We start from the raw sequence: 13,156 nt of genomic DNA, 5'->3' as shown, positions 1-13,156 counted from the left end.
ATGGGTGTTTAATGTTAACTCTTAATCTTCTGTATTAAAACTTGAGATGTTTTCCTTAAGTTTTGCTATACCGATAAACATGAAGAGCTCTTCATGAGACAACCAATTATCAGATTGATGCGTTGTGCCATCATTCATCACTAAAGTGAAGAAATATTCAAATTGAGGTGTTTCTCCTTCAGGAATGTAAAGAGGTCCTAAAGCGAATGACTTATTGTCTTCAGTAATTCTAACAGGTTCAGATTCTAAAATATTTGTGCCTTTGGGATCTATGTATTTTGAACGTGCCTTTACTTGTAAAAAGGCAATATCTGTATCGCTAAATAATTGAAAAGATTCAAAAGAAATATGCTTGACTTTACTTCCAGAAGTACCATCAGTAAGTTCATCTATAGTTTTATTTACACATTCGGTACAATCTACAATAGCATAATCTAGCCATATCTGCTTCGTTTTTGATTGTGTTTCTACCCATTTTGGCATTTTAGAAGCATCAAACTGCACTTTTGCTTTTGATGGGATTTCAACGTTATTTAAATCCCATGTATAAATTATAGGAATTGTATTAGTGCCTTGTTTTTCAATAATAAGGGCATGTACTTTTTTAAGACGTAAAGGAAATGGTGTATTGTTTACCCAATTTTCATTTCGCCATTTATTAGGTTCTAATATAAACTTACCTAGCGTTCTGGAGTCTGCAAGGGTAATGCGAACGGGAATAAGTTGTTCTGGCACGGTTTCGCTTGCCGGTGTAAGTGTCATGCTTCCTTTAATACCATCTCCTGCAGATAAAACAGTTTGCATATCATCTTTATCAGTATTACTAGTCATCCACGAAATGTCTATAGGTTCTCGTATGGATGATGATACCGTTACATTAATTTGATCTGAACTTATATTATATTGCCCTTCTAGTCCCGATGAAAGAGAAATTGCCGGTACGGTATTAATGGGCATAATCTTTAATTCAGTAAAACTATAATTAGGGTTTCCTTCTATATAAGATTCAAGTAAAGACTTTATTAATGCAATTTCCTTTGAACTTATGCCAGGTGTAAGTGTGCCCGTCATCCTCACGTTCCCGGATGAACTTGAAGAGTCTGCTGTTCCATACAACATAGAGAAATCATACCCTTCATCTGTATTCCATCTTAGATGATAAGCGCTGGGCAAGTAGTAAAAGGTTCCAGATGCAGGATTTTTATCAGGATATATATCCATTCTTACATTTGTGATTTCATAAGGAAATTCAAAATCGTGATCGGCCACTAAGTCATCCCAAAGCGAAATAGGTGTATTATCAGGTCCTTGGGGTGTGGTACCCTCTGGCTCTGGTTGGGATGTTGAAGGTGATGTTGTTCCAGTAGTAGAGACTACCATTGGTCTAGCAATAAATAGGTTAAGTTTGGTAAATTTTTCAACACTTCTTTTTGTAGGTCTAGATGGCGATTTATAATCTCGTACATGTCTTGCTTCCATCTTATTAGTATTAATGGTAAACATGAATGTTGATTTCGCAATACTCGTATCAAAAATACCCCAATACGTATTTGCACTGTTTCTTTTTGGAACTAACCGCTTTCTACCCCAATCACAATCTTTTGGACTACACTTCCCATAGACCTGAACATTTTTCCCTTTATTGGAAATAATGACTTTAGTAATACCCTTGGTATTTTTGTTATCATTAATCCATGTACCATCTATAGTATTGCTAACCGTTGATGTACTAGAGGTTGTAGTCATTAAAAGAGGTTGTTTTAAGGTCACTAACTTAGATTTATCAATACTATATTTTAAATTGGGCTTTCTTTTTGGAATAATTATTTTTTGGGAAGTTGCTTTTAAATTGGCCGCACTTCCAATAGGTTCTAGTGAAACTGGAACTATTAAATTTTCTGCATTAATTTCGGTTTTCCAGTTTTTATTAAGGTTATATAAAAAAATAGGTTTCAAACTTTTAGAACCTATTCTAATTTCTAAAAATGCAGATGTAAGTTCTGTGCCTTCGGGTGTATTTTCATCTAAATTAAATTCTAATTCTATAGGACTTTGCTTGCCATTTAAATCCACTTTAATTTGTTGAAATTCTGCTTGTCTTAGTTTTTGAGCATTCTTTAGTTCTGCTATAAGTGTATAATTATGCTCAGAAAACTCTGTGAATTCTAAAGCAAGTTTTAGTTTTCGTTCACTATCATAGGTTACTATAACAGATTCTATTTTGCCTTTAATACGTTCTGCGAAAAGACTAACCCCAACGGCTCCAATATCGTCTAGCTTATTAAGCTGTTTATTTTCTAATCCGCTAAAATTTTGTGCGGACATTTCTAATGTTGAAAGAAATACAACTGTAAATAGGCCATACAGCAAAAATTTTCCTGAAAAGGAATTAAGGGTTGTAGCATTCATAATTCTTTTGTTTTGAAATGATGTTCAAAGGTATTTTGAAAGTCAGGCTAACTCAAGAGTGAAAAGCCTGAAAAACTACTAGGGGATTATTCTAAAATATGGTAAGTGCTTTATTTTATTTAATGGGTGTTTTTCCCCTTTTTTACATAGGATAATCTCTAAAATCGCTCATAAAACTAAATTAAAATACTATATATCAATACATTAACAGAAATCACATTTTATACAGCTTCTAAACACAGTATCAATTTTCAAATATTAATATGTATTTTTGAAATGAACCAATAACAAAAATCTCAATGAAAACAAAATCATTTCAAAAACTAGCTTTTTTTTTAACGATCATGACATTGTTTTTTCAATCGTGTAAAGAAAAGCCACAAAAAATTGAAAAGCCAGAACAAACTATTGATTACAAGTATGCGAATCATTTAGAAGAAGAGTATAAAAATACCCGAGGAGCTATTATTAAAAAATATCTGGAAATAGAAGATACCCGTGAATTTTGGTTTGAGCTGGAAAAATTAAAAGAATACATTGCCTATGTAGAACAAGAAGCGGAAACATTGGGTTATAAAAATTTAGGTATTCGCATTTATAATGGCGCCTACCCTAAAGATAAAAAATATCCGGATCCTGGATATTCAACCGTATTTTTAGTTCCAACGGGAAATAAAATAACTTCAAAGGCCAGTTTTTTCCCCATAAGTTTAACCGTTGTTAGTGATAATAACATTCAAGACATTCCTGCATATAATTATGGGCAAGCAGGAAGGCCTCCACAAGAATTAAGATAAAACATCATGTAAAATGAGTCTTTCTTACCCAGATATTTTGTCATACTTAATTAATGTTCTTGAGCTTATTGCTGCTATTGTTGCATTAATTCATTATAAAAAGTATGCAAATTCATCTGAGTCTTATTTTCTACATTTTTTATGGGTAACTTTTTTTGTAGATGCCATTTTAGGGCCTTTATTAAGCTTTTTTAAACTTGATAATACGTGGCTTTTTTATGGATATACGGGCGTTAGTTTTTTGTTTTATTACTGGTGGTATTACACTATTTTGGCAGAAAAACTATATAAAGCAATAGTAATGGTATTAAGCATTATATTTATGATACTATATATTATAAATGGTATAAGTGTTGAACTTCATAAATATAGTTTTGTAATAGGAGCTTCTTTTGTATTAGTCTTAGCAGGGTTTCACTTGCATCAGTTATTTAACTCTGATTATACTTTAAAACTAAAGTATAAATTAAGTTTTTGGATAACTATAGCTCTGGTGTTATTTAATATAAGCATGATACCATTTATATTGTTATCCAAATATTTTAATGTTTGGATTAATAATTCTGTTTTTAGTATTATTTTGTTTTTTCTAAACATAGTTTTATATGGTTTTTATATAATAGGCTTTATATGGACGAAAAAGAAATACAATCATTTTTAATTATATCATCTGTTGTATTATTTATTTTAATAATCACTATGATTTCTCTTTTTATTCTTTTTCAAAAAAGAAAAAACGCCTTAATTTTAAAAAATAAGTTTGCAGAAAAACATTTTGAGCAAGAAATATCTAAAGCTCAAATTGAAATTAGAGAAGAGACCTTTAGAAATATTAGCTGGGAGCTGCATGATAACATTGGTCAGTTACTAACTTTAGCCAAAATACAGTTACAAAACGATTCCCCTGTTAATGAAGTAAAAGGAACACTAGATAAATGTATTAAAGAGTTAAGGGACTTATCTAAATTAATTAGCCCAGATGCTCTGAAAAATATGTCTTTAGAACAAGCCGTAGCAGATGAAATTAATCGATTTAACAGGCTTAATTTTATAGAATCTCAACTCATTATTAAAGGACAGCAAACAAAAATAGATAGTAAAATTGAAATTGTATTCTTTAGAATTTTACAAGAGTTTTTTTCAAATACTATAAAACATGCAAAAGCAACACACTTAGATATTCTTTTAGACTATCAAACAGACATGTTAATCATTACTGCAGAAGATAATGGTTTAGGCTTTGATATAAAGAAACAAAAAGGTTCCGGTATAGGTTTAAACAACATAAAGAATAGAGCGAAATTGGTAAACGCAAATGCTACAATTTTATCGAAACCAAACAAAGGAACAAAATTAACCATTACATACAAACTCAACCATGAAAGCACATACAGTAGTGATTGTTGAAGATCATGTTTTATTATCTCAAGCCATAGCAAGTCTGGTAAATTCTTTTAAAGATTTCAATGTGCTTTTCACCTGTAAAAATGGTAAAGAGCTCCTTACAAAACTTAAAACACCAAACAACATTCCAGATATCATACTTATGGATGTTAATATGCCCATCTTAAATGGTATAGAGACCACAGAAATTATAAAAAATGAATATCCAAAAATTAATGTTATAGCCCTTTCTGTTGAAGAAAACGATATCACTATCATTAAAATGCTAAAAGCTGGTGCAAAAGGCTATTTATTAAAAGACGTTGAGAAAGATGTTTTAGAGTTAGCTTTAATAGAAACTATAAAACATGGTTATTATCATACCAAAGATGTTTCAAATATCTTAATCAACTCCTTAAATGATGATGATTCAAGTAAAATTCAAATAAAAGACAGAGAAATGGAGTTTATCATACACACCTGCTCTGAAATGACATACAAAGAAATAGCTGAAAAAATGTTTTTAAGTCCAAAAACAATAGATGGCTATAGAGATAATCTTTTTCAAAAATTGCATGTTAAAAATAGAATAGGGCTTGTATTGTATGCTATTAAAAATGGTATTTATAAATTGTAAATACTATAAAAAGAGTGGCTTTTATATTTTAAACTGATAAATATTATTCCCTTATTACTTTGAAACTAGTGGCTATTAAAAAACGGTTTCTAATTAGCAAATAAACCTGCTTTACAAATATGTTTCCCTCTTTTTAATTTAACGAGCGCAGTCGAAAGGTTTCTAATTTATATCATTTTAATAAGTTTCGACTTTAGTTTATACTGAGCTGTAGATCCATTTAAAAATTGCGCTTGCAAGCTGTTGCCAGGGTTCTTTTGATGGGAGCCCTGCCCTTACCGGGGCCTAGTAGCCGTCGTTCTGCGGCAGCAGGTTCGGATTGAGCGCCAGCTCCGTGCCCGGGATAGGCAGCAGTACATGGGCGTCCTTCCAGTTGGGCTTGACGGGCCCCAGCACCCCGGCCGCTCTTCCCGTGCGCTTCAGGTCGAACCAGCGGTGCCCCTGTTCGGTGAACAGTTCGACGCGGCGCTCCTGCAGAACGGCGCCCAGCAGTCCATCCGGGGTAACGGCGGCCGTGCCCCCCAGGCCTGCCCGGTTCCTGACCGCGTTTATATCGGACCGTGCCCCGGGGAGGTCGCCCAGGCGTGCCCGCGACTCGGCACGGATCAAGTACTGTTCCGCCAGGCGCAGCTGCACCGAATACTCTACGGAACCATCGGTACGGCCCTGTTCCCTATATTTAAAGGCATGGTGCCAGGTTTCCGTACCTGTAGCATTCCCGACCGCTTTCACCCAGGTGGAACGCCGCTGGTCGCCGGGCTCGAATGCCTCGAACAGGAGATCGCTCATAGCTATGTTCACCGGAGGTGCAACGGTGAATATAAACTGGCCCCCCTCGCTGGTATTATCGCCTTCGCCGTTCGGTTTTAATTGCCAGATCGTTCCGGGGGCATCTTTCAGGAAGACCTTGCCCAGGTCAGGTTCCAGGGCCCCGAATTTAGCAATGACCCTATCGGCCATCGCTTCCGCCATGGTCCATTCCCCGGTATATAAGTAGGCACGCGCGAGCACCGCTTCTGCCACGGCGGCATAGGGGCGCACACGTTCCCCGCTGGCATCCTCACCGGGCAGCAGCTCCACGGCCGAGCCCAGGTCTGTTGTTATCTGATCGTAGACCAATGCCTTGGGCATGCGCCCCACGGCTTTGTTGGCCACATAGCTTGTGCCCGTAATATAGGGTATGTCCCCGAAAAGCTCTGCGAGCAACAGGTGCAGGTAGGATCTTACGAACAGGGCCTCTCCCCTGAACCGGTCCTTGTCCTCAGGGGCCAGGCTTGCCGAGCCCCCAACGCCCTCCATAATCGCATTGACCGTATAGATCTGGGTATAGGCACTGTTCCAAAAGTCCGCTACAATGGGGTCGTTAGGCCCCAGGGTATGGTTTTGGTAATTTTCCAGTGCTTTTCCCTGGCCGAGCCGGTAATAGTCCAGCTCGTCGGCATACAGCCCCATAGAGGTATTCAAGCCGTCACCGGATACCAGGCCGCTGGTGCGCATTTGGTAATAGACACCGCGGACCGCGGATGCCGTCATGGATGCATCCTCGAAAATCGATTCTGCCGGCAATTGGCTTTTTGGCAGATCTACCTCCACAAAATCCGTACAGGCTGCCAAGCACCCCGTTAAGATACTCAGGAGCAATAGGCGCCGTCCCCGGAAAGTTGACCTAAGGGGCCCTTGATATGGTATCGTTCTTCTGTATGTAAATTTCATAAGCATCTGTTTTTAACGTTAAAAGCCCAGTTCCAGTCCCAGGGTAAAGCGCCGCAATATGGGGAGCTCCGTCGCGCTAAAATGTTCCGGGTCTGCACTCAGGGACCTTGTAATGGTCAAGAGGTTCTGTCCTTGCAGATAGATCCTGGCATCCAGTCCGGAAATAGACCCTTTTGGGATGCTGTAGATCAAAGACACATTTCTCAACCGGATAAAGGAGGTATCGGTATACCGTGCACTACTATTGAGGTAATTGGGGAAAACAGTGATTGCCTCGGCGCCCTGGGCACTAAGACCTGTGGTATAGCGCTGTACCGGAACCTCGTCCCCTGCTTGCTGCCAACGGTCCAATACGGACGCGTGCTGGTTGGAAAGATCGCCGGGATAATTTGAATCATGGGATATATTGGGCCCTCTTTGTTTCTTGAACTGGAAAAAGACCTTCAGGCTCAGTGCTTTGTAATTAAAATTATTGCCCAGCCCCCCATGGAACCTTGGGGCCGTATCCTCGATCCATTGACGGTCTTCCGAGGAAGCGCCCGGATCGATCGCACCGTCTTTGTTATAGTCCTCAAACCGGTATACGCCCGTGTCCGGATCGACACCGGTCATATGGTACAGCTTTCGGATGCTCAGGGGCTGCCCTACCACGTACTGGTCTGCAAAGGTCGAGTGTTCCAGGCCATCAAATTTTACCAGCTTATTTTTGGGCACCGAGATATTGAAGGTCGTAGTCCATTTAAAATGGGCGCTTTTAAGGTTTACGGACCGAAAGTCTATTTCTAGGCCCGTATTTTCCACCGTAGCGTCAAAATTGGCATTTACGGAATTGAAACCCGTGGTGCCGGGCAAAGGGACCCCCAACAATTGGTTTGTGGAACGGTTCTTATACCATGCCGTTGTAAGCTGTACGCGATCGCCCAAAAGACCCAGTTCCAGGCCTACTTCGAACTTTTTGGTCTCTTCCCAGCCAAAGGCCGGATTGAACAGCCTGGAAGGCAGGAGTACCGATCCGTTATAGTTTCCGGTACTCGAAATCCCATAGGAATTATAAAAGCCGTAATCTCCTATATTATCACTGCCCGTAACTCCATAACTGGTACGGAGCTTCCCATAGCTCAAAAGCTCCTGGTCCTCCAAGAAAGCTTCCCTTGAAAAGATCCAGGCTGCTCCAACTGCTCCGAAATCGCCAAATTGCTTGCCCGGTCCAAACCGGCTGGAGCCATCCTGTCGTCCCGTGAGGTTCACAATATATTTCCCGGCCCATTTAAGGTTCAGTCTTCCAAATACGGCCTGGTAATTATATTTGGATTCCCGGTCTGTCCCTCCCGTGATTCTATTGGCTGCGGATATATCCAAAATCTGGTTGTTGTTCTCGAAGCCTTCTCCCAATATACTGACCTGCTTTGTTAGGCGTTGCTGGAACGTGGTCCCGACCAGGATATTAAGATCTGCATTGCCCCACTTCTTTTGCCACTCGACCTGTGGTTCCATATTCCAGGATTGGCGCGAGGCCCTATTGGTAAAGAGTGAAGACCCGGTAGCACTTGTATATTTAAAAACCGGGTTAAACATTGTATGTCGGGATGCCTTGTACTCGTCCTTGTGGTAATCCGTATAGCCCAGATTGGCCGTAAGTTCCAGACCCGGTACGGGACGGTAAGAGATCGCCGTACTCAACAGAAAGTTTTTGCTCTTTGCCCGGTACTCTCCCTCCAACAGCCTTAATGGATTATCTACTATACCCCAACCGTTCCAGTTCAGACCGCCGCGGCCATTGTAGAGTGCCGGGGCATTTGGTGCCAGCCTATAGGCTTCTTGCGTAAGCCGGCCAAGTGGGAGGCGGTTATCGTCAACGACATAGTTTGTCAGGACATTTACCCGAAAGCGCCCATCCTGCGATCGGTGGTTGATATTGCTCTGTACCGAGGCCTTTCCGTATTTTGAGTTTCCCGGAAATACCGTAGTCTCGTTCAGATAGCTGCCACTGAATAAAAACTGGGTCTGTTCGTTGCCTCCCGAAAAAGACAGCTGTCCCGTGTTTCGGTAAGCTGTGCCTCCTATAAGCTCCTTCTGCCAATCCGTATAGCGGCTTGGGTCCCATCCGAACAGGTCCGGCATGGCAAGTTGCAGGCTGGGGGGCGTTGTTCCAGGTGTGAACCCGCCATTGGTAAGCGCCTCCAATCGCATTTCTAAATATTGATCCGTATTCAACAGGTCTACAAAACGGGACACGCTTGCCAGCCCCGTGGTGGTATTGACCTTGATCTGGGTTTTCCCCGCCCGCCCCCTTTTGGTCGTGATAAGGACCACGCCATTGGCTCCGCGTGAACCATAGATAGCCGTGGCATCCGCATCCTTGAGGACCTCTATGCCCTCAACATCGGCAGGGTTGATCAAGCTCAGCGGGTTCTCTTCTGGCAGGACTGGGTTGACAAGGGGAAATGACAGTGATTCGGAACTATAGGGTACGCCGTCCAGGACATATAGAGGCTCTGTACCTGCATCTATAAAGTTCTTGCCCCGTATCTCTATTTTAAAACCGCCACCGGAAAGCCCGGTGCTTTGGACAATATTGACCCCGGGAATATAGCCGTTCATGGCTGCCAAAGGATTGGTTACCGGTTGTCTTTCTATGGTTTTGGCATCCAGCCTGTAAACGCTCCCCGGGTTCTCCTCTTGGGATCTTTTGTAGTAGTGCCCCACGATCTCTACGGCTTTCAATTCCTCAACGGCTTCTTTTAGCGATACATGGATGCTGCCCTGGTTGCCTATGGTGGTTTCCTGCGTTTCAAACCCTAGTGACGAGAATACCAGAACGTCCTCCGGATGGGCCGCAGCGATGGTAAACCGACCGTTCGAATCGGTGGGGGTCCCCTTGTTCGAGCCTTTTATTAAAACGGTGGCGCCGGATAAGGGCAGGCCTTCATGGTCCAGGACGGTACCGGTGAGGCTTCGCCCTTGGTTTTCGGGACCGCTCTCTTTGCCGCTGATACTGATGGTGTTCTTTGTTACGGTGATATTCAGGTCTTCGGTCGGAAGGATCAACTTTAGTAGCTTTTTAACGCGGAAAACCCCTTTTTCAAGGACTACCTTGGGATGGTCCTTGAACAGGTCTTGATGATAAATGAACGAGTAACCGGTCTGTGTATTGATTATATCGAATACCCTATCTACGGTTACCTCCATGGTCGAACCTATGTCGACCCTGGCATTTTGAGAGCTTGTGTGCTTTGGTATGAAACTGAACAATGTGGTACAGAACAACAGTATAAATGGACGCATAATAAATTTTGAGAGTGTTTTTTCTTAATAGTTAGTTTAATTTCCATAAATTTGGTTGTTTGTTGCCTGGTTGAAACTCTCAATCGGGTAACTAATATTAAAAAAAGAGGGATGTAGTCTTGTACCGTTCAAGTGTAAACCACGTTCCTCTTTTGCTTTTTTGGATCTGCCTTATTTTATTTCATCTAGAAATTCCATTGGTATAATCAAAAGGGAAAAGATGGTTCGGATTCCTTAATCTCTCTAACTTAATAAATCTAAAAACATTCTTGTTCCCTTTTTGAAATGACTTCTATATTTTATTTGCTTTTTAATGTGCCCTCTCGCGTTGGCCGGCCGGTTCGCCATAATGGCCCGCCCAATTATTTTTATGCGTTCCTGTTCTGCTGCTTCATATCTTTTTTAGTTTCCGGGGCCTGCTCACCCGTAGGTACTTGAAAAAATACAGGCCTTTTGTTAGATGGGCTGCTTCTTCGCTTTTATTTTTACCCTGTAAGATCTTTTCTCCTGAATTATTGTATATCCTTATGAGCTTTGATCCTGGAACGTCCTTGATGTGCACCATATACTCTACTTCATCTGGACATGCCGAGGCTTTTTGGGACCTGCCGCCTTCATTGGGCAGTCTTTGAAAAGAATCCAATGGCCGGTCACCGGGTCCGGTCGCCGGTGCCCTTACCGTAAAGGAAATGGCATCGGTGCGGTCTGGGCCAGCGGAGGCTAGATTTGGGGCTTTTCCTCCTACTGGGCCCGGGGACGGTTCGAGCCCGGAGCCTCCTGACAAGGTTACGGTCATGCCATCGATCGCTTCTGCGGTACCGTGGCCGTTATCGGTCGTACTCGTATCGAATTCAAATAGTGCTTGGCTGCTCATTTAGTTTAAAAACGGGGTTTATAGTGTAAATGGGATTATATCTGCTTTCATGGTCGGGGCTGATCTATTGCTGGCCCATGGTCTTGTTCTTTTTTGTTTGATTATTATGCAAGCCGTCGGCACGTCCTTTGAGTGCCCCGGGCCATCCTTGCCCTCTGTCCGCTACTTGATGGTCAATGTCTTTTCCTTTATGTGGTAGCCATTGATGATATTGGTGTTTTTAATTGATGTCATAACGTCCTCTATCGATAGGCCCTTGTTGAACGACCCCATGAACATTTCGTTTTCTATCACCTTGTTTTCGAATACCACTTCCATATCGTACCAACGGGAAAGGGTCTTCATGATATCCTTTAAGCTTTTGTTCCGGAAGCTGAACACGCCTTCTTTCCAGGAGACTTCTTTGTCCGTATCGACTCTTGCCATGGTCATTTTTTTATCTTGGGTATTCAGGTTTAATTGTTCGTTGGGTGCAAGAAGTTGTTTTTTATCCTGCTGGTTGACGGATACTTTGCCCTCCACCAGGGTGGTATAGATGTTTCCCTCCTCCTTATAGGCCTTGATATTGAACTCGGTCCCCAGGACTTCGACGTCCTGGAACTCATGGACCACCTTGAACTTCGCGCCGCCGTGCAATCTACTTGGCGACACATCGAAATAGGCCTCGCCATGGACAAGCTCTACCTGCCTCGTTTCTCCTTCGCCAAACGCCACGGGGTACTTCAGCCGGGTCTCGGAGTTCAGCCATATCCTGGTGCCGTCCGATAACCTTATCTGGAATTCGGCCCCTCGGGGGACGCTCAGCGTATTGTAGGCGGTCTCTCTTGGCGGCGTCGATCTTCCGCCTGCACGGTATTCTATCTCTTCGCCGTTGCTCGAGGCATTGCCCGATCGGTAGGTCCGCCCTTTTTCCAGGCTCACCCGGGAACCGTCGCCCAAGGTCAGGATCGCCCTGTCCGTGCCCGCTTCTATATGGTTGGCCGAAATGGCCGGCGTACCCTTCTGCGGTCCGCCGTTCTCGTCCAAAAGGAGCGCCATGACCAGAAACAGGGCCACGGATGCTGCCATCGCTCCGTACAGGTAGGCCTTTTTCCGTTTGGCATATCTTTGCCTTTCGCGGCCCAGGATAATATTTCGGGCTTTCTGCTTATCCAGTCTGTTTATAAGTCCTACGCGTTCTTCCCTCTTGTCCCTATCGGTAATATTAAAGAGTATGCGCTTTTTCTCCTCTTCGGTAAGCCCGTCGAGTCCTTCCAGGTCAACGGGGGCCTCGCCCATTAGCAACGAAGCGGCTATCTTCTCCGAAAGTGATCTGGTCTTACCTGGGCTCTCCATAAATCAAGGAATAATAAGGGTTCTATATTACTATAACGTAGAGGAGGGGAAATGGGGGGGGTGAAAGATCAAAAAAGTTTTATTTAATTTTTAAGTGGACTAAGATTTTCCGGAGCTTCCCATAGGCGATCTTCTTGTATTCCTTGACCGTATGCACGGATATGCCCATCTCCCCGGCTATTTCCCTGTTCGTGAGGCCTCCCATGCCAGACCTTATGACCTCCGCGCACTTATCGGGCAGCGACCCGATCGCTCTTTCCACGATCTCCGATGTGTTGGTCATGATCGTTTCCGATATAAAGTCGCTCTCCCCCTGCAGGGCCTCCAGGTCCTCCAACGGATAGGCCCTAACGTCCCTGGCACGCTTGCTCCGCAGGTGGTCGAGGGACCTGTTCCTTACAGCGGTATAGAACAGGCCGTCCGTCATCTCTTTGCCACGGAAGGAGGACCTCTCCTCCCATACCTTCAGAAAGACGCCCTGGACGATGTCCTCGCAAAGGCCCAGGTCGCGGACGTAACCATGGGCATAGAGGCACAGCGGATGGTACAGGCGCTCGAAGATCCCGTCAAATTCGTAGAGCGCCAGCTCGGGGGGCTTGTTTTTTCGCATCGGTTCGTTTAAAGAATAGGTTCTAAAGGACGGGGCCTTTCTAAACAAGGGACGCCTCCATAACTTCGGGGAGGTCTAAAGGACCCGTACCCGAACATGGATTGCCGGCACGC

9 protein-coding genes are annotated in these 13,156 nt (G+C 43.0%); 4 read left to right on the top strand and 5 right to left on the bottom strand.

Translation table 11 applies throughout. The features are described from left to right. Positions 1 to 21: 21 nt before the first annotated feature. A complete protein-coding gene (locus tag Q4Q47_RS21385) occupies positions 22 to 2,409 on the bottom strand; it encodes a hypothetical protein (RefSeq protein WP_303308764.1) in 2,388 nt (795 codons plus the stop codon). A 299-nt stretch (positions 2,410 to 2,708) separates the two neighbouring features. Between Q4Q47_RS21385 and Q4Q47_RS21380 the strand changes: the two genes are divergently transcribed. Genes Q4Q47_RS21380 through Q4Q47_RS21365 form a run of 4 tightly spaced genes read left to right on the top strand, consistent with a single transcriptional unit; the run spans position 2,709 to position 5,226 of the window. After that, positions 2,709 to 3,206 (top strand): hypothetical protein, encoded by a 498-nt coding sequence (locus tag Q4Q47_RS21380; protein WP_303308763.1) that lies wholly within the window; start codon positions 2,709 to 2,711, stop codon positions 3,204 to 3,206. Between the two features lie 13 nt (positions 3,207 to 3,219). Continuing rightward, positions 3,220 to 3,867, top strand: a complete 648-nt coding sequence (locus Q4Q47_RS21375; protein WP_303308762.1) for a hypothetical protein — start codon at positions 3,220 to 3,222, stop codon at positions 3,865 to 3,867. Then, complete coding sequence (locus tag Q4Q47_RS21370; RefSeq protein ID WP_303308761.1) at positions 3,837 to 4,613, top strand: sensor histidine kinase; 777 nt, start codon at positions 3,837 to 3,839, stop codon at positions 4,611 to 4,613. The genes Q4Q47_RS21375 and Q4Q47_RS21370 overlap by 31 nt, the downstream gene beginning before the upstream one ends. Next, positions 4,585 to 5,226, top strand: coding sequence for a response regulator transcription factor (locus Q4Q47_RS21365; protein ID WP_303308760.1), 642 nt, complete (start codon positions 4,585 to 4,587; stop codon positions 5,224 to 5,226). Before Q4Q47_RS21370 ends, Q4Q47_RS21365 begins: the two co-directional genes overlap by 29 nt. A 285-nt stretch (positions 5,227 to 5,511) precedes the next feature. On the opposite strand, the gene Q4Q47_RS21360 is transcribed toward Q4Q47_RS21365, so the two are convergent. The 4 genes from Q4Q47_RS21360 to Q4Q47_RS21345 form a co-directional block, all read right to left on the bottom strand. Beyond that, the gene (locus Q4Q47_RS21360; RefSeq protein WP_303308246.1) at positions 5,512 to 6,840 is read right to left on the bottom strand and encodes a RagB/SusD family nutrient uptake outer membrane protein; all 1,329 of its coding nucleotides are present in this window, start codon (positions 6,838 to 6,840) and stop codon (positions 5,512 to 5,514) included. Positions 6,841 to 6,957: 117 nt separating this feature from the next. Next, positions 6,958 to 10,128, bottom strand: a complete 3,171-nt coding sequence (locus Q4Q47_RS21355) for a SusC/RagA family TonB-linked outer membrane protein (RefSeq protein ID WP_303308247.1) — start codon at positions 10,126 to 10,128, stop codon at positions 6,958 to 6,960. 1,132 nt (positions 10,129 to 11,260) lie between these two features. Then, entirely contained in the window at positions 11,261 to 12,433 is a 1,173-nt protein-coding gene (locus Q4Q47_RS21350; protein WP_303308248.1) for a FecR family protein, read from the bottom strand. 79 nt (positions 12,434 to 12,512) lie between these two features. Beyond that, positions 12,513 to 13,043 carry a sigma-70 family RNA polymerase sigma factor gene (locus tag Q4Q47_RS21345; RefSeq protein WP_303308249.1) on the bottom strand — a complete coding sequence of 177 codons (531 nt, stop codon included), beginning with the start codon at positions 13,041 to 13,043 and terminating at the stop codon, positions 12,513 to 12,515. Positions 13,044 to 13,156 lie beyond the last annotated feature (113 nt).

The sequence above is a fragment of the Flavivirga spongiicola genome (assembly GCF_030540825.1).
Taxonomy (GTDB): domain Bacteria; phylum Bacteroidota; class Bacteroidia; order Flavobacteriales; family Flavobacteriaceae; genus Flavivirga; species Flavivirga spongiicola.
This window is presented reverse-complemented; position numbering and strand designations above follow the sequence as displayed.